This window comes from Limosilactobacillus kribbianus, assembly GCF_026413145.1.
Classification (GTDB): domain Bacteria; phylum Bacillota; class Bacilli; order Lactobacillales; family Lactobacillaceae; genus Limosilactobacillus; species Limosilactobacillus kribbianus.
Window position 1 is genome coordinate 17,815 of the sequence record NZ_JAOVYZ010000010.1, and the last position, 17,354, is coordinate 35,168.

The 17,354-nt window shown below is 51.8% G+C and carries 17 protein-coding genes; 4 read left to right on the forward strand and 13 right to left on the reverse strand.

What is annotated here, in order from left to right:
* Nucleotides 1–157: 157 nt before the first annotated feature.
* From OCT58_RS03720 to OCT58_RS03740, 5 genes are all read right to left on the reverse strand, one after another.
* Complete coding sequence (locus tag OCT58_RS03720) at nucleotides 158–1,819, reverse strand: FAD-dependent oxidoreductase (RefSeq protein ID WP_267201512.1); 1,662 nt, start codon at nucleotides 1,817–1,819, stop codon at nucleotides 158–160.
* Nucleotides 1,820–1,833: 14 nt separating this feature from the next.
* Nucleotides 1,834–2,397 carry an alkyl hydroperoxide reductase subunit C gene (gene ahpC, locus OCT58_RS03725; protein WP_267201513.1) on the reverse strand — a complete coding sequence of 188 codons (564 nt, stop codon included), beginning with the start codon at nucleotides 2,395–2,397 and terminating at the stop codon, nucleotides 1,834–1,836.
* A 128-nt stretch (nucleotides 2,398–2,525) separates the two neighbouring features.
* Nucleotides 2,526–3,149 (reverse strand): FIVAR domain-containing protein, encoded by a 624-nt coding sequence (locus OCT58_RS03730; protein WP_267201514.1) that lies wholly within the window; start codon nucleotides 3,147–3,149, stop codon nucleotides 2,526–2,528.
* 117 nt (nucleotides 3,150–3,266) lie between these two features.
* Nucleotides 3,267–3,536, reverse strand: coding sequence for a 30S ribosomal protein S14 (rpsN, locus tag OCT58_RS03735; protein ID WP_267201515.1), 270 nt, complete (start codon nucleotides 3,534–3,536; stop codon nucleotides 3,267–3,269).
* A 131-nt stretch (nucleotides 3,537–3,667) separates the two neighbouring features.
* Nucleotides 3,668–4,525 (reverse strand): metallophosphoesterase family protein, encoded by an 858-nt coding sequence (locus OCT58_RS03740; RefSeq protein WP_267201516.1) that lies wholly within the window; start codon nucleotides 4,523–4,525, stop codon nucleotides 3,668–3,670.
* Between the two features lie 131 nt (nucleotides 4,526–4,656).
* Here OCT58_RS03740 and OCT58_RS03745 point away from each other — a divergent pair, with 131 nt between their 5' ends.
* Entirely contained in the window at nucleotides 4,657–6,024 is a 1,368-nt protein-coding gene (locus tag OCT58_RS03745; RefSeq protein ID WP_267201517.1) for a DHA2 family efflux MFS transporter permease subunit, read from the forward strand.
* Nucleotides 6,025–6,080: 56 nt separating this feature from the next.
* The gene (locus OCT58_RS03750) at nucleotides 6,081–7,301 is read left to right on the forward strand and encodes an MFS transporter (RefSeq protein WP_267201519.1); all 1,221 of its coding nucleotides are present in this window, start codon (nucleotides 6,081–6,083) and stop codon (nucleotides 7,299–7,301) included.
* A 39-nt stretch (nucleotides 7,302–7,340) separates the two neighbouring features.
* Here OCT58_RS03750 and OCT58_RS03755 read toward each other — a convergent pair whose 3' ends face one another.
* The 3 genes from OCT58_RS03755 to lplA all read right to left on the reverse strand — a co-directional run bounded on the left by OCT58_RS03755 (nucleotide 7,341) and on the right by lplA (nucleotide 9,532).
* Nucleotides 7,341–7,976, reverse strand: coding sequence for a beta/alpha barrel domain-containing protein (locus OCT58_RS03755; protein ID WP_267201520.1), 636 nt, complete (start codon nucleotides 7,974–7,976; stop codon nucleotides 7,341–7,343).
* 168 nt (nucleotides 7,977–8,144) lie between these two features.
* Nucleotides 8,145–8,495, reverse strand: a complete 351-nt coding sequence (locus OCT58_RS03760) for a biotin/lipoyl attachment domain-containing protein (protein ID WP_267201521.1) — start codon at nucleotides 8,493–8,495, stop codon at nucleotides 8,145–8,147.
* An 11-nt stretch (nucleotides 8,496–8,506) separates the two neighbouring features.
* Entirely contained in the window at nucleotides 8,507–9,532 is a 1,026-nt protein-coding gene (gene lplA / locus OCT58_RS03765) for a lipoate--protein ligase (protein WP_267201522.1), read from the reverse strand.
* 260 nt (nucleotides 9,533–9,792) lie between these two features.
* Here lplA and OCT58_RS03770 point away from each other — a divergent pair, with 260 nt between their 5' ends.
* Nucleotides 9,793–10,221, forward strand: coding sequence for a DUF6978 family protein (locus OCT58_RS03770; protein ID WP_267201523.1), 429 nt, complete (start codon nucleotides 9,793–9,795; stop codon nucleotides 10,219–10,221).
* A 14-nt stretch (nucleotides 10,222–10,235) separates the two neighbouring features.
* Complete coding sequence (locus OCT58_RS03775; protein WP_267201524.1) at nucleotides 10,236–11,006, forward strand: DUF1828 domain-containing protein; 771 nt, start codon at nucleotides 10,236–10,238, stop codon at nucleotides 11,004–11,006.
* 89 nt (nucleotides 11,007–11,095) lie between these two features.
* Here OCT58_RS03775 and OCT58_RS03780 read toward each other — a convergent pair whose 3' ends face one another.
* The 5 genes from OCT58_RS03780 to OCT58_RS03800 are packed head-to-tail and all read right to left on the reverse strand — an operon-like array spanning nucleotide 11,096 to nucleotide 17,114.
* On the reverse strand, nucleotides 11,096–12,601 hold the full coding sequence (locus OCT58_RS03780; protein WP_267201525.1) for a UxaA family hydrolase: 1,506 nt from the start codon (nucleotides 12,599–12,601) through the stop codon (nucleotides 11,096–11,098).
* Nucleotides 12,602–12,616: 15 nt separating this feature from the next.
* Entirely contained in the window at nucleotides 12,617–13,270 is a 654-nt protein-coding gene (locus tag OCT58_RS03785) for a bifunctional 2-keto-4-hydroxyglutarate aldolase/2-keto-3-deoxy-6-phosphogluconate aldolase (RefSeq protein WP_267201526.1), read from the reverse strand.
* A gap of 26 nt (nucleotides 13,271–13,296) precedes the next feature.
* The gene (locus OCT58_RS03790) at nucleotides 13,297–14,178 is read right to left on the reverse strand and encodes an aldose 1-epimerase family protein (protein ID WP_267201527.1); all 882 of its coding nucleotides are present in this window, start codon (nucleotides 14,176–14,178) and stop codon (nucleotides 13,297–13,299) included.
* A 16-nt stretch (nucleotides 14,179–14,194) separates the two neighbouring features.
* Nucleotides 14,195–15,685, reverse strand: coding sequence for a UxaA family hydrolase (locus OCT58_RS03795; RefSeq protein ID WP_267201528.1), 1,491 nt, complete (start codon nucleotides 15,683–15,685; stop codon nucleotides 14,195–14,197).
* Between the two features lie 7 nt (nucleotides 15,686–15,692).
* A complete protein-coding gene (locus tag OCT58_RS03800) occupies nucleotides 15,693–17,114 on the reverse strand; it encodes a tagaturonate reductase (RefSeq protein ID WP_267201529.1) in 1,422 nt (473 codons plus the stop codon).
* Nucleotides 17,115–17,354 lie beyond the last annotated feature (240 nt).

A 17,354-nucleotide genomic window follows, 5' to 3' on the forward strand; every position in this document is an offset into this window, starting at 1 on the left:
TTAAGTTTTCGTTACATTGGTGGCTTTTAAAAAACTACTAATTTCAAAATTTTAAACAAAAATCGTTCAAAAGTTTATCTTATTATAAGTTTAACGATTAACCATACTAAAAAAGCACCACCGAAACTTTAATCCAGTGGTGCTAAGTAGTTTGTGCTTAGTTTTGGCCGTGCTTTTCAACGGCGCTGACCAATTCTTCCAGTGACTGGCTGCCGAAGATGACCGGGTCATTTCCAATTATCGTCGCCGGCACGGACATAATCTTCCTCTCTTTGCGCAGATCCGGGAAGTGTTGAAGGTCAATCATCGTTGCCGTGATCCCCGGGTTCAACGAGGCCATCCGCTGACAGGCCGCCACCACGTCCGGACAGAAGTGGCAAGTCAGTGAGACCCCGATCCGGATATCGGTCGCTGGCAGCTGCTTGATCCTGGCAGCCATTTCCGGTGCGATCGTCTGGCCCGGACCGGCCACGTTGTAGACACCTAGAACGAGTGAATTCAGCTCGTGGCCGGTCGGAATCCCGGCGTAATGGAGCCCCGTATCGTTGCCCTCGCCGTCTAAGAGCTTCAGCATCGGCAGGTATTGACCAGTGCCCTTAACTGTCGTCATCGTGAAATGGTCGTCCAGGCCGACGAATTCATTGACAAAGCTAACCAGCTGCTGGCTGAGTTCTCCGTCCGTCGTGTTGACCTGGAAGATGACCGGCTTAGTCAGGCGGGTAAAGATCGGCTTAAGTTGGGCATCAATGTCGGCCGTCAGCCAAGTTCCCTGGTGCGTGCTGACCGCTTCCTGTTCGTTCAGCTGACTAGTCTGGCCAACCGGCTTAGCGGGTTGCTTGGCCGTCGCGGGATGAATCGGGATCCCTTGCCGCTGCTTCTGGGCAGTGACACAGGCTTCCGCAGCCGTAGCGGCAGTGGCCCCGTCCGCCGCGGCGGTGATGATCTGCCGCAGTGGTTTGACGATCACGTCCCCGGCTGCATAAACGCCGGGAACATTGGTGGCACAGTTTTCGTCGGTCTTGATATAACCGCGATCGTCTAATTCGACCAAGCCCTGCAAGTTTTGCGTGGCTGGTTGGGTCCCGATGTAGATGAACATCCCAAAGGTGTTATCACCCTCATCAACATGGTAAACGGTCTCTTTCCCCGTTTGGTTGTTGACCAGGGTGGCACTGGTGAGGTAGTCATCCCCGTCGACGCGCTTCACCTCGGTGTTGTACTTGACGCTGACCTTGGGATTGTTCAACGCCCGGGCTGCCGTCAGTGGTGGACAGGTGAAGTGATCGCCCCGGACCAGAACCGTGACGTGCTTGCCGAAGCGACTCAGGTAGTCGGCCTCCTCGGCAGCCGCGTAGCCACCGCCGACCACGAAGATCTGCAGGCCAGAGAAGAGCTCGCCGTCGCAGGTCGAACAGTAGGCAATTCCCCGTCCCCGAAACTCGTCCTCGCCGGGGAAACCAACCTTGCGCGGGTTAGCTCCAGTGGCAATGATCACGCTCCGGGCCTGGTAGGTTTGACCACTCTGGCCGGTCAGCGTTTTGACCTCGTCACCAAGGTCGTATTTTTCAATCTGGTCGTGCTTAATTGTGACCCCGAAATCGGTCACCTGGCGCTGCAGCTGATTCATCAGCTGGGTCCCGTCGACCTTTTCCACCGCCGGATAGTTGTAAACCACCGAGGTCGTGGTGACCTGGCCGCCAACCGTGTCGCCCTCGATGATCAGGGTATCCAGGGTCACCCGGCCGGCGTAGAGTCCGGCGGACAAGCCAGCCGGCCCGGCACCAACCACAATCAGATCGTATAGATGTTGCTCACTCATTGGCATGCCCCCGATTAAAGCTTACCGACAAGGTCCAGGCTTGGCTTGATGGAATCCTGCCCTGGCTTCCAGTTAGCTGGGCAAACCCGATCGCCGTGTTCACGAACGAACTGTGCCGCCTGCAGAGTCCGCAGAATCTCGTCCGCGCTCCGGCCAATTCCCATGTTGTTGATGGTGTAGGATTGGATCTTGCCATCCGGGTCCACGATGAAGACGCCCCGGTAAGCCTGACCGGCATCCTCGTCTAAAACATCAAACATCCGGGCCAGCTTGCCGGCCGGGTCGGCGAGCATGTGGTACTTGATCTTGCCAATCTTGTCAGAAGCTTCCGCCCAAGCCTTGTGCACGAACTCCGTGTCCTCGGAAACGGAGTAGATCTCGGCATTGGCCTGCTTGAAGTCTTCATACTTGTCCTGCAAAGCCTCCAGTTCAGTTGGGCAAACAAAGGAGAAGTCCGCTGGGTAGAAGAAGAAGATACTCCACTTGCCTAAAACATCCTTCTTTGATACTTCCACGGTTTTGCCATCTTGATATGCGTTCACCTTAAAGTCGCCGATTTCATGTCCAACAAAATTCATGAATATCTCCTCCTTAATTAGAATCATTCTCAACTACACCTACATTATAGCAATGTTGAAAGATAATTCAAGGCTCTTTAGAATTATTTAAAACAAAGGCGATTGAGAAAGACATTTTCCCAACCGCCTTATTTCCGCCCCAGTCCAAGGCTCTGCTTCAATCCGTGCCAGATTGCACGCCAGGCCGACTGATGACGATTTACATTCTGTTGTTCTTGGTGCTCCTGTTCTTTTGGTGTCGGGACAACGTGAGCCGGGTAGAAGGTGAGCGTCGCCTGCCCAGCCGGGTAAAAGGTAATTGTGGGCGCGGGTCCAAGCGATGTGGATTGCTCCTTTTCGTCGCGGAGCGGAACCGTAGTCGCCTTGGCAGTGAAGACCGGCACTGATGCTTGCTCCTCTTGGGCCGTGGACTGTTCTGCTTGTTTCGAAGATTGTTGAGGGGCTTTGCTCGGCTGGGAACTCGCCTTGCTCGCCTTGGCAGCCGGCTGCTCGGCCGCGTTCTCCGCTACCGGTACACTTTTCCCGTTGAGCGTCCGCTTGGCATTGTTAATTGTCTGAATGGTCAGTTCCGCCATAATCTTCGGGTGCAGCTGCTCTTCCTGGGCGTCCAGGACTTCCTGGCCCATGGCAATCGCGCGATCATAGAGATCCTTTAAGTGGGAACTTGCATTCCGATAGCGCTCAGTTTGGCGAACCTTTTCGCTCTCGTCCACTAATTGCTGCAAATTCTTAAATTGTGCCTCAATGCTCATCTATTCTCACCTAATTTTCCGTTCCGCGTTTTTACCTTTAGTATAACAGCTATTTTCCGGCCCGCAGCGAAAAAAAAGATCCTGGCAGCCACCAGAATCTTTTTAAAATCAATTTAATTACCAACTGGCCTTGCGAACACCCGGAATCTGTCCCTTATGCGCCAAATTCCGGAAGTTGATCCGAGACATGCCAAACTTACGCATGTAGGCGTGCGGCCGGCCATCGTAGCGGTCCCGGTTGTGCAGACGCACCGGGCTGGAGTTACGGGGCAGCTTTGAGAGGGCAATATAGTCACCCTTGTCCTTTAATTCCTTGCGTTTTGCAGCGTACTTCTTTACCAATGCTTCCTGATGATGTAATTTAGCAATCTTTGACTTCTTAGCCATGTATCGACTCTGTCCTCCTTGGGTTATTCTTTTGATCATCAACTGCAACAACACTTTTTAAAACATCTGCGAATATCATTCGAGAATCATTATCGCAGGCTTTCTAACTTTTTACAAGTAAAAGGGCTTGCCTATTTCTTTAATTTTTTCTTAAAGCGCCGGTACTGGTCCGCGTACCCGTACCGCTGGTTCTGGGCGTTGAGCAGGGCATCGTCGTGGGTGTAGGCATTGCCCGTGTCCATCATCTTCTGGTAAAGCGCCAGGTACGGCAGGTCGGTCAATCCCGCCTGCTCTTTTTCGTGCGCCCGGTCATAGGCGACGTGGCGGAAAGTGGTGGCGGCCAGCCCCAGTTCATCGACCTCCAAAATCAGGTAGTGCGCCCGCAGATCCTTGTGCAGACCCGGCCAATGGTTAAAGGGCTCTCCCACCGCACCGGGGTTCAACACCAGCCGTTCGTCCGTGCCGTAGCGCAGCAGATCGTGGTGGACGTGAGCATAGATCGCCACGTCCAGGGACGGCGCACCGGCCTTTTGTTCAAAGAGTCGGTCAAAGTTGGCCGAGTCATTCGTCGGAAAAAGGTCCTGGCCCATATTGAGGTCCGGCAGGTTGTGGGAAATGCCAAAGTTCAAACCACCAACCTGGCGGGTCACCCGCAGCGGCCAACTGGCCAGTTCATCGATGATCCCCGGCTGAGCATGTTCGGTCACGTACTGCGCCAGCCGGCCAAAGTAGACGTGGGATGGCTTTTTGGTATCGATTATTCCGCGGGAGCCGACCACCACGAGATCATCCCAGTTACCCCGCACCTTAACCGTCGGCGCCATCTCCCGCATCAACTGCCAAATCCCGTTGATGCTTGGGCCCGGCATCAGCAGATCCCCAATGAACCAGTACTCATCAACCCCTTGGTCCAGGCTATCCTGATACATTGTCTGGAGCGCGCTCAGGTTACCGTGGACGTCTGAAAAGACCGCAATTTTCTTTTTCACCGCTGTTTCCCCCTCTTTTCATTTCTATCATAGCAAATTTTGCCGGCCTTGCCACCTAAATTGTTCTTGACCGTAAGCGCTTGACCGGTGCTAGACTAGAAGACGGCATTATTATCAGAAAGGACTTTGTCATGGCTCAAAATCACTCTGTCAAAATTTCACTGCGAACGCGGCGAATCATCACCGCGATTCTCTTGCTTTCGGCCTTCGTCAGTCTGGCCAGCCAGACGATGATGGTCACCGCGCTGCCGGTCATCTCCAGCGACCTCCACGTCTCGCTGAACACCGCCCAGTGGCTGACGACCGGCTACACCCTGATTATCGGGATCGTTACCCCATTGTCATCGAACATGTACGATAAGTTCACCAACCGTCACCTCTTCCTCGGTACGATCGGAACCTTCATCGTTGGGACCTTGCTGGGGTGCTTTGCGACCAACTTCGCGACCCTGCTGGCGGCCCGGCTGATCCAGGCCTGCGCCGGGGGGATGCTGATGTCATTTCAGATGACCACCATGATTTCGATCTACCCCATTGAAAAGCGGGGCTCGATTCTCGGGCTCTCCAGCTTGGTCATTTCGGCCGGGCCGGCCCTGGGACCAACCCTGGCCGGATTCATCCTCCAGGTTCTGCCCTGGCGGTGGCTCTTCATCCTGGTGCTCCCACTGATGGTCATCATCTTCATCATCGGCTACTTCAAGCTCGCCAATTTCTCGACGCCACGCGACATTAAGATCGACTATCTGTCCGTCTTCATTTCCCTGGTTGGCTCGGCCCTGACCCTGGGCTGCTTGACTGCCTTTCAGAAAAACTTCTGGGTCGGCCTGGCCATGCTAGTCGTCGGTCTGGCAATCATCGCCGTCTTCGTCAAGCGTCAGCTCCGGCTCAAGAACCCGATGCTCAAGGTTCAGATTTTCAAGTACTCCTCCTTCCGGCTGATGACTTTGGTCGGGATCTTTGCCTTCATGGTTCTGCTGGGGACCGAACAGCTCCTGCCGATCTTCACTGAAAACGTCCTTCACGTCGGCAGCTTCATGTCCGGGCTGATCCTTTTGCCGGGAGCCATCTGCAACGCCATCACCGCCTCAATCGTCGGCCGGCTCTACGACCAGTACGGGCCAAAGTGGCTGATCATCACCGGTGGGGTCATCATGCTGTTAGCCTCAATTCCACTGGTCACGATCTCCGCTCACTCCTCCCTGCTCATCCTGACGCTTGCCTACGCGGTCCGGATGATCGGGAACGCCTGCGTCTTCAGCCCGGCCCTGTCCGAGGCCTTCTCCCAGCTGTCGCAGAGTGAAAACAGCCACGGGACCGCGCTCAACAACACCCTGCGCCAAGTCTTCGGAGCCGTTTCCGTCACCATGGTCGTTGTCATCTCCGGACTGCCCGCATCCCTGACAACCGGGGTTCAGATTGCCATGTGGGTCACCGTTCTCTTGGTCGTCTTTATGCTGGTAACCTTTGTCCATTACCTGGCAACCAAGCAGAAAGGTTAACTTTTCGGCCAATTATCGCTATGGTTAAGATAAGTACTATTTAAGGAGGCTTTTGAATGGATTCCGCCGTTGCTGCCGGCAAATTTCCGCACGGGTGGCACCGCACTTTTTACACGCTTTGGCTAGGGGCATTTATCACGGGGATGGGCTACTCAATGACGATGCCCTTCATCTCGCTGTTCATCAACGAACTCGGCTCCTTTAGCCACTTTCAATTGAACTTTTACTCCGGGCTGGCCTTTGCCGTCACCTTTATTTCCCAGGCAATTGTTTCCCCGTTTTGGGGCAGCCTGGCCGATCGGAAGGGCCGCAAATTGATGTGCATGCGGGCCTCCGGGGTGATGGCCTGCACCATCTTCATCACCGGGCTCTCGCAAAGTGTCTGGATGATCATCGCCATGCGGACCCTCCAGGGGATCTTCTCGGGCTACATCAACAACGCAACCGCCCTGATGGCTGGAGAAACACCCCACAGCCGCTCTGGTTGGGTAATGGCCGCCATGTCCACGGCGGGCGTGGCCGGCAACCTGGTCGGCCCCCTGCTCGGTGGTTTGCTGTCCGGGGCATTTGGCTACCGGATCCCCTTCTTCATCACCGGGCTCTTGATGCTGAGCGTCTTTTTGGCAACCTGGCTGCTGACGGTCGAGCACTTCCGGCCGATCAAGAAGGCCGCCATGAAGCCCCTCGGTGAAATCATCCACGAGCTGTCGAACCCGCGGTTGATCTTCGTGATGTTTTTGACCACCATGATCGTCACTGCCTCCACGATGTCGATCGACCCGATCATCAGTCTCTACGTCCGTTCGCTGATGCATAACCGTGGCAACGTGGCCTTCGTCGCCGGGATTGTGGCGGCGACCCCCGGACTGGGGACGCTAATCGCGGCCTCCAAGGTTGGCCATACAATGGACCAGGTCGGGCCGGAACGAATCCTGCGCATTGGGTTGGCAGTTGCTTTCGTACTTTTCATCCCGATGACCTTTACCCACTCACCCTGGTCGCTGGCTTTCTGGCGATTCCTCTTGGGATTAGCCAACGCGGCACTAATGCCCGCCGCCCAGACGGTCCTGACCCTGGATGTGCCGGCCGAAGCCTTTGGGCGGATCTTCAGCCTGAACCAATCCTTCCAGGCCGGTGGCGCCGTTCTCGGTTCGCTCCTCGGCTCGTTGATTTCCGGCCTGTCCAGCTACCAGATGGTCTTTGCCGTCACCGGCTTGACCCTGCTGATTAACTTGGTACTGGTACTGGCCGTTCGAACCCCCAAAACTGCAGAATAAAAAAACTCGCTGCCTCAATATGAAGTAGCGAGTTTTTTGTTAAGCTAGTTGAATTTGTTGACTATCAACTTGGCAGGTCATCCCCTGGACGGAGCGCCGCAGAAAGGGCAGCAAGCTGTCACCCACCGCTACTCCATCGAGCGCCAGGCGATTCACCATGCAGAGATCGTTGAGGCTCTCCGCGGTGGCAATTAACTGGATCTGCGGTACCAGCTTGGCAAGGGCGGAACCAACAATCAAATCGTAGTAGCTCGTCGCCCCGGCCATCAAGAAGAGCATGTCGGCGACCGGATTGAGGCCGTCGAGCAATTGCCGGACCATCTGGCGGGTCGCAATCCCGCTAAGGGCCAGTGGGATCCCCTCCTGCGTCAGCTGCTGGATCAGTCGCAGGTTTAACTGCCCATCTGACATGGTCGGCACTTGGACGTAAACATTGTCGCCCAGCAGCGTCAGTCGTTCCGCCGCTGCTTGTATCTGTGACGGTGTGCCTGCCAAAAGCGGGAGCACCAGGCGATTGGCGCTGACCGTCTTGGCCAATTGGGCCAGTGCGGCCGCCCCCTTTGCCGGTGTTGCAGTCAAGACCAGGTTACTATTTGGCACCTGGACCGCTGCTTGTGTTAGGACTCGTGGTTCACTACTTTTGATAAACAAACCGCCAGAGATTAATGATTTCACAAAAAACGCCTCACTTTTCGACTAGACCACTCAAGTACATTTCCTATAATGCACCATTTAATCACTATGGTCAATGACTTTTATTAAAACTATACCAATTTGTAAGGTGCGTAAATCGAATAACCAAAAATAGGCCGCCGGTTAATTTTTACCGAGCAGCCTTTTCTATTATGCCGTTGTAATTTCGACCAGCAGTGGGTTTTCAGCCTTAGTCAGGGTCGTTGGATCATCCTGGTAACCATCGTAAACCTTGCTGATTTTGCCACTGACCGGGGACTTGAAGGTTTCAACCGCCTTGCCGCCCTCGATGTCGATCAGCTGGTCGGCCTTTTGGATTGCCTCATCAACCTGGGGCGTTTCCAAAAAGGTAATGTCGCCCAGTTCCGCGATCACCTTGCTGTCGAGGCCCACCTTGACCAGGTTATTATCCTGTTGCCACCAAAGGCCATTGTCCTCACGGTGGACTGGGGCCTCGTGACTGAAGAGACGCTTAAACCAATTTACAATTCGTTGCCACATCAGAATCCCCCCTAGTCTGCGAGAATCAGGTCAGCCAGATCTTCGGCGCTGACCTTGCCTAGGTTAGCGGCCGGGTCGGCAGCGTTGAAGGCTTTGACCAGGCTGTCACGGTCCAGCTTGGCGCCAAGCAGGTGCTGTTCAACGACGTGCGGATCGCCGGCCGTGAAGAAGTCACCATAGATCTTGACGGCCGTAATCTGACCGTCCTTTTCATTGAAGTTGAAGGAGACGGTTCCAATTGGGTAGTGCTTAGAAACGTAGTGCTTGAAGCCCGGGTTCTTACCGTAGTTCCATTCGTCGGTCCGGTATTGTTCAACCAGACGGGAGTCGATGATGTCCCAATCGTGGTCGGTCAGGTGGTAGGTCTCGACCTCGTCCATGGAGTCAACCCCGAACATGTGGCAGAGCAGGTAGTTCTTGAAATCCTCCGTCGTCCAGTCTTGGTATTTCTCCGGCAGGTAAGGTTTGATGTTCGTTACCCGGGCATTGACGGACTTAACCCCCTTGGAGGCCAGCTTGTCCTTTTCCGGCGTCAGCACTTCACTGGCGGCCTCCATGTTCAGATCAAACATAACGGTCCCACCGGCAGCGTAGGAGTTGTCACCCTTGACGATTGCCATCCCGGAGAACTTCTTGCCGTCAATCGTCATGTCGTTTCGACCACTGACCTCGGCGGATTCAATCCCCAGGTCGTGGAGGGCATCGACGACTGGATCGCCAATGGCATGGAAGTCACCGAACTTACTCATGTCACCGACGACGATGTTTTCAAAGACCAGGTTGCCAAAGTCGTGGTAAACCGCGCCACCACCACTAGAACGGCGGACCAGCTCGATGTTGTGCGACTTCAGGTATGGCAGGTCGATCTCGGCGTAGGCGTTCTGGTTAACGCCGACGATAACGGATGGCTGGTTGATGTAGCAGATCAGGCCGTGACCCTTTAGGCGCAGGTCATTGATCAGGTAGTTGTCCAGGGACTGGTTAACGAGGGCGTCGTGAACCGGCTTCCCGTTCCGACTAGTATCGATAAAGAACATGAAAAAACACCTCTAACTAATTGCATTCAAAGTTTAGTTGCTGTATGCGATTTCAGTATATACCGTAATCAGGTTAATTAACAGTAGTTTATCTTCCGTCGATTAGCTCAGCATTTCACTTTTACTTTAGGTGCTCTCTCATTGGAAAAGAGAAGTGATTGCTTAAGCGCTGACGGTATGTCAAAATTAAGTTGAAGAAATTTGGAGGTCACTAATTTGATGCTAGTAAAATAACTATTTTTTGAAAGGATATCAAAATTATGGATAATGAAACGTATCAACAATTGCACGACTTACCCAAAGAATTAGATAATCCCAATGTCAGTATTGCTGCCCCTTTTTCACAAGCTGTTTTCCCTGGTCGAGGCAAATTTGTTCCTAAGAAAAAGTTTATCGTAATTCAAAATCGTAAAGGTCATCATCGAAAAAATAATCTTTCATACTTACTACGTAGCAATAATGGTACACTGATTCGAATTGATATTAACGGGAAAACTCATTCTCATGTGCCCACACCGCATGTCCATATTTTTGATGAAGCGCACCATAATGGTGTTGACGTTATTCCACTTTCTAAGCTTAGAAATTATTTGAATCAATCCACTGATGTTTCAGAATCACTACTAGCCTTTCTGGATTATAATAATTTTGAAACTAAAAATTTGCTTTTTTCAAAGAATCTTGTCTAGGAGGTGACCAGTTCATGGAAACCACAAAACAGTTGCTCGATGATTACTATCATTTTTTGAGCAAGAGCTATCAAATTAATAAATTAGATGATGCCGATGAAATCGTCACCCCGTTTACTGATAATCTTGGTGATAATATTACGATTTATTTATCACAGATTAATGATACTAAAATCAAACTCGACGATGATGGTTATACGCTTGATAACTTAGAAATGATGAACATTAACTTATCGGACACGCGACAACAAATTCTGAAGCGGATCTGCAATCAGTATAGTGTCAATCTCTCTGAGGAAGGTATTTTATTTAATTCCGGCTCACCAGCTGAGTTTTCAAGGATGAAGTTAAATCTAACGTCAGCGATCCTTAAAATTAGTGATCTCTCCTTTACACAGCATTCTCATATCAAAAAGATGTTTGTAGATGACGTTATTTCGACTTTAAATCAAAGTGACCTGGGGGGACTCCCAAGTCACTTCATCGGCCGCAGTGGCGTTAAATATGATTTCCCATATGTCGTTGCCCAACACAAGACTCATCCTCTCAAAATAGTTGATGTCACCAACCACATCAACAACGGAAATGTAATGCAAACCGCATTCCAGTTTACAGATATCCAAAACAATGCCACCTTTCAATTTGTTTCCCCTGTATTTCTATTAATTTACAATGATAAATTATCAAGTCCAAGCAGTCAGGCGTTAAAGATTGCTGAAGATACCGGTTTTCTCACTATGCCATTTAGTAAATTCGATAACATCAAGCAAACATTAATTGCTTAAACCCTACTTAATCAAAAACAGCTAGGTCCTCGTGCAGAGCATCTAGCTGTTTTTGTGACTTATTCATTTTATACAAGGAGTGAATGTGTTTACTTGGTCAGGCCCGTCTTGAAGATGGCGATTCCGTGAACGTTGTACTTCTCGTTATTGGTCTTCTTCCCACTGGCCACATCGATAATGAATTGGATGAACTTATCGGCAAGGCTGTCCATCGATTCATTCATCAATTGTCCAGCATCAAAGTCGATCCAGCGTGGCTTCAGGTTGGCAATGTAGGAGTTTGAGGAAACCTTAACCGTTGGCACGTAGGTTGCAAACGGCGTCCCCCGTCCCGTCGTGAAGAGGACCATCTGACAATCGGCGGATGCTTCCGCGGATGATGAAACCAGGTCGTTCCCCGGTGCCTGCAGAAGGTTCAGGCCCCGCGTCTTGATCTTGTCACCATACATCAGAACATCGTTCACGCTGGAAGTACCAGACTTCTGCGTACAACCAAGCGACTTGTCTTCCAGAGTTGAGATCCCCCCGGCCTTGTTACCAGGAGATGGGTTTTCGTAGATTGGCTGGTGGAAGCGTTCGAAGTATTCCTTAAAGTTGTTGATCAGGTGGACAATCTTGTCAAAGGTGGCCTGGTCCTTGGCCCGGGACATCAGGATTGTCTCCGCACCAAACATTTCTGGCACTTCTGACAAGACCGTCGTCCCGCCCTGGGCAGCAACAAAGTCAGACAGGCGTCCCAGCAGTGGATTGGCCGTCACACCGGAAAGACCGTCGGAGCCCCCGCACTTCAAGCCAATCTTCAGTTCACTAAGTGGTTGTGGAGTACGGTGGTCATCCTTGACCGCTTCGTTCAGTTCCTCGAGCATTGCCAAGCCATCGGCAATCTCGTCATCACTGTCAGCAGAAGAAAGGAACTTGACCCGCTTCGTGTCGATTGGGCCATTGGCTTCTTCCAAAAGCTCCTTCATCTTCTTTAGTTCGTCATCGTCCGTGCAACCCAATCCACAGATCAGAACTGCACCGGCGTTTGGCTGCATGGCGGCGTCGACTAAGATCTTGCGCGCCCGCTCATAGTTGTCCTGCGGGGTTTCAATCCCGTAGGTGTGCTTGAGCGGAACCACATTGTCGAAATTGCCGTCATCTGGGTGGAGGGCCTTGAATTCGGTAACCAGTGGGTCAAGCAGTTCGCTGACCGAGCCCACTACCGGGATAATGTAGAGGTCATTCCGGATGCCAACCTTGCCGTTTGGCCGCTTGTAGCCCATGAACTTCCGGTCGTCCTTTTTCCCCTTGGCGGGAACTTTGATTGGATCGTAGTGGTAAGACAGCTCACCGGACAGGTTCGTGGCAATGTTATGGATGTGGACATGCTCACCGCGCTTGATGTCCTGGGTGGCATGACCAATCGGGTAACCATACTTGATCACGTCGGCGCCCTTCTTGATATCCTCCAGGGCAATCTTGTGTCCCCGGGTAATGTCTTCGATGGTGGTGACGTCACCATGGTCCCGCGTCTTCAGTACCGTGCCTTCAGGAATATCCTGGAGGGCCACCGCGACTGAATCGTGGTCATCCAAAATAATGAAATTATTCATTATTCATAACTCCTTTTACTTTTCGTTCCGAATCCGCAGCAGTTCTTCGTGGAACTTCTTAGCATTTTCGGTTACTTGATCGTAGTCACCATCAGCACCAGGGCCAACCAGGCTACCACCGGCACCAACACAGAAGGCACCAGCTGCGAACCAGTCCTTCATGTTGTCCAGGGAAACACCACCACTTGGCATAATGTTAGCCTGCGGGAATGGTCCTTGCAGTTCTGGGATCATCTTGACACCAGCAATGGCACCAGGGAAGATCTTGACAACATCGGCCCCGGTCATCAGTGCTTGCTGAACTTCGGTTGGCGTGAAGCAGCCTGGCATGTAAGGAACGGCGTAAAGGTTACAGATCTTAGCAACTTCTTCATTGTAAGAAGGACTAACAATGAACTTGGCACCGGCAACCATCGCCATCCGGGCAGTTGCTGGGTCCAGAACCGTTCCGGCACCAACAACAACGTCAGGGTCATCCGCGAATTCTTCGTTCAGGTGCTTGATCGTGACGTCGGCATTTGGTGACGTGAAGGCTAATTCGATTGCCTTAACTCCACCCTTGATGCTGGCCTTGGAGGTCTTGTAGGCATTTTCTTCGCTCCGGCCACGAACAACGGCTAAAATACCGGCCTTTTCAACTGCTTTCAGTGCTTCATACTTTGGTAACATAACTTTTCTCCTTCTTTTCTTATCGCTTATGACAAATGCATTTCGTATTGGGAAACCTTGCTGCTGTGGGCTGGCAGGATTTCATTGCCTGGCTTTTCCATCCAGTCAACTGGTTCACCCAAGACATCCGGCAGGCCATCGAATGGTTCCATGCACAGGAACTTGCAATCCAGGTCTTCCTTGGTCCACAGGCACAGATTCTTAAACTGGCTGACGTCCATTTCAACCGCGTGCGTCGTCTGTGCTGAGGATAGTTTAACACTCTTGATGCCTGGGTTGCTAATGATCCGCAGGCCTGGCTTGAAGACGTCGTAGTTCAAGGTCAGCTTACCATCCTTAGCGCCGGCTAGTTCCTCTTCCTTCCCGGTCCGGTAAGGATTTGGCGTCTTGACGATCTCATAAACCTTGATTGGGTCTTTCAGGCCGGTGAACTGAACTTGGTAATCAGCAAACTTGCCGTCGCCATTGATCGGCACGTTGAATGCTGGGTGAGAACCCAGGGAGTATGGCATTTCCCGGTCAGAATCATTTTCAACCGTAAAGCTGACGGAAAGGCCGGTGCTGAGCAGGGTAAAGACCACCGTCAGCTTAAAGTCGAATGGGTAGAGGGCCTTCGTCTCATCGTTGGCCACCAGCTGCAGGGCCAGGGCATTTGGCGTGTGGTAGCTCACCGTGAAGTCCTGATCGCTGACAAAACCGTGCTGAGGCATCTCATAGGTCTTGCCGTCCAGAACGTACTTGTCCTGGTTGGAACGACCGATTGCCGGGAACAGCACTGGGGCATGTTTCCCCCATTCCTTACCGTTCCAAATGTAATCAAAATCAGCTTTCTTATTTACCAGGTGCGTTAATTGCGCCCCGTGCTCGTCGATTTCTGCACTAAAGACATCATTTTCAATTTTTTGCATTTTGGTAACTTCCTTACTATTCAGTGACCCCGATCTTGAAGATTGCCAGGCCGTGCAAGCCGGCCTTTTCATTGCTGGTTTCCTTACCGCTGGCAATCGCGATAATGTCGTCAACAAATTCCTTGGCCAGTTCGTCAAACGGCTTCGTCAACGCCTGGCCACCATCAAAGTCAAACCAACGCTGCTTCTTAGCTGCCAAGGCGGAATCAGCCGCCACCTTCACGGACGGAACAAAGCTGGCGTATGGCGTCGCAACTCCCGTGCTGACAACGACCAGCTGACAGTCAGCAGCGGCCTCAGCCGAGGAATCAATCAGGTCGTTGGCCGGTGCTTCCAAGACATTTAAGCCGGCAGCGCTAACCTTTTTGCCATAGCTGATTGCACCGCTGATTGCGGCATCCCCAGCCGTTTGCAGGGTATTAACTGCCAATTCCTTGGCGGTCGTGATTCCCTTCGCTTGTTCCTTAGCACTTGGCTCGCTAACCAATTGCTGGTCAAATTCAGCGTAGTAATCACGCATGTGACCAAAGACGTGTTGAACATCTGCGGCCGCCTCTTGGCTTGCGCTTTGCTTGACCAGCTCGTCTTCTGCGGCGGCCAGGTTCGGCAGTCCCGTCAGAACGGTGCTGCCGCCATTGGCGTTGATCACATTTGCCAGGTGACCCAGCAGGCGGTCAGCGGTCAGCGGCGAAACAGCGGCTGGCTGAACGCTTTGCAGACCGACCTTCAACTCGCTCAATGGCACCGGTTCACGGTGGTCATTAGCGGCAGCGGTATTCAATTCCTCCAGCATTTCTTGGGCCGTGGCAAATTCGTTCTTGACCTCCTGGGCAACCAAGAACTTCATCCGGTCCGGATCAATACCGGCCATCTTTTCGATGGTTTCCTTCATCCCATCCATCTGGTTATTCTCACAGCCCAGGCCGAATACTAAGACACCACCAGCATTGGGATGCAGTGCGGCATCACACAGGATCTGCCGCGTTTGTTCAAAGTCCTCACCCAGCTGTGAACAGCCATAAGGGTGCTTTAACAAGATGATATTGTCAAAGGAACCATTATCGGGGTGAGCAGCCTTGAATTGTTGCACCATCACGTCCATCAATGGGGTAATGCAGCCAACGGTCGGCACAATGAAGAGATCGTTGCGGATCCCGACCTTGCCGCTCTTCCGTCGGTAACCCATAAGGGTTTGCTTGGTCAGGTACTTGGACAGGTCCGCTGCTGGAGAAGTCGATTTAGCATCGTCTTCAGCCGCGTCACTCAAATTATGCTCATCAACCAACTGGCCAGCCTTAACGTCCGCCGTCAAGGTTCCAATGTGCTGCCCAAATTTGACGATGGGTTCGCCAGCAGCCAGGTCCGTCAAGGCAACTTTATTGCCAGCCGGAACCGCGGCTAATAAATTCAGTTGACGTTCGTTAACATTAACAGTATCTTTGGCAGCTAAGTCCGTCGTGGCAATTGCCACATTGTCGCTGTCGTTTAAGATAACCAGTTTTTCCATGAAACTACTACTCCTCTGCATTAATTTCCTGGACAATTGCCCGGGTGCCCTTTTCGGCAATTTCGTTGTAGTACTTGGTTACCAAGTCTTCCAGTCCTGGAATCTTGGTGAGGTCTTCACCCCAGAATTCTGGGTTAGAGAGAGCCTCGTGAATAAAGTTGTCGTCGCCCTGGATCTTCTTGAAGCCCGCCGTGACATCAGCCGTATCGTTGATTTCAAATTCGGACTTGCCGTTGTAAATCCACATGTAGGCAGCCAGTGCCAAGGTCATCCGTTCTGGCAGCTTGTTGTACTTAGCGTAGTAACGCTTGTAGTTTGGCAGCAGCCGTGCGGCGTACTTGGAAATACTGTTCAGTGCCAGGGCACTCAGTTGGTGCTTAACGTAAGGATTTTCAAACCGTTCTTGGATCCCCTTAGCGTAGCTGTCCAGTTCTTCCTTCGGCAACGGAACGACCGGAATGATTTCCTTGTGCATTTCGTCGTCAATGAACTTGTAGAAGTCCTTGTCGGCCATTACCTGACCAACCGTCTCCAGACCAGCCAGCCGGCCAATTGGTGACATCGTAGTGTGCGGGCCATTTAAGATGGAAACTTTCCGGTTCCGGTATGGCTGCATGTCGTCAGTGACAACCAGGTTGATCCCGGCTTCCTTGAGTGGCAGGACCTTTTCGATTCCCTTGTCCCCTTCAATGACGAAGATCAGGAATGGTTCGGTCTTAACCATGTTTTGGTCCTTGTAGCCCCATTCCTTTTCCAGATCAGCAGCCCGGTCGCGTGGGTAGCCCGGAACGATCCGGTCAACCAGTGTGGAGTAGAACTTGTTGTCGTTGTTGATCCAGTCAACAAAGTCTTGGCCCAGCTTCCAAAGATCAGCGTACTGCAGAATGGCCTTCTTCAGTGCATCCCCGTTGTGGTTAATCAGTTCACACGGAATGATGTGGAAGCCCTTCTTGCCTAATTCGAAGCGGTGGTAAAGCAGTGCCGTTAATTTGGCCGGGTAAGAACTCTTTTCACCCTTCTTCAATGCTTCCAGCGTGTCTTCAGGAACGAATTCAATCCCCGCTTCGGTCGTGTTGGAGAAGATCACTTCAATGTTGTCATCTTCAGCCAGTGCCAGGTACTTATCGTAGTCAGTGTAGGGGTTAACAGTTCCGTTAATCGATTCAATAATTTCGTGGCTTTGAATCTTCTTACCGTCCAGAATTCCTTCCAGCAGAACGGTGTAGAGGTCGTCCTGTTCGTCGAGTTCCTTAATCCGGCCCTGTGGCAGCGGTTGAACAACCTGAACGCCACCCTTGAAGAGGCCCTGCTTATTCATCTGGTGAATCTGCCAGTCGATGAAGGCCCGCAGGAAATTCCCTTCACCAAATTGAATTACCTTGTTTGGATATTGCGGCAATTTACGAAAACTGTTATTAAGTCTATCCATCTTAGAAAACCTCCAGATTAAACAACATTTATCAATCAACCAAACCCAGCCCTTTGAAGCAAGTCGCATCTGTGAGAGGGGTGATGTGCATTCCGTATCAAAAACGGCCGGGAGTTAAGAGCGTAGCCACCATTGCTTAACCTCAAATGGATGGATGCGCTATCAATATATTTTCATTATAGAATGTTAACGTGAAACATTCAATCCTTTTTATGAATTTGTTTGGAATTGATCAAAGAA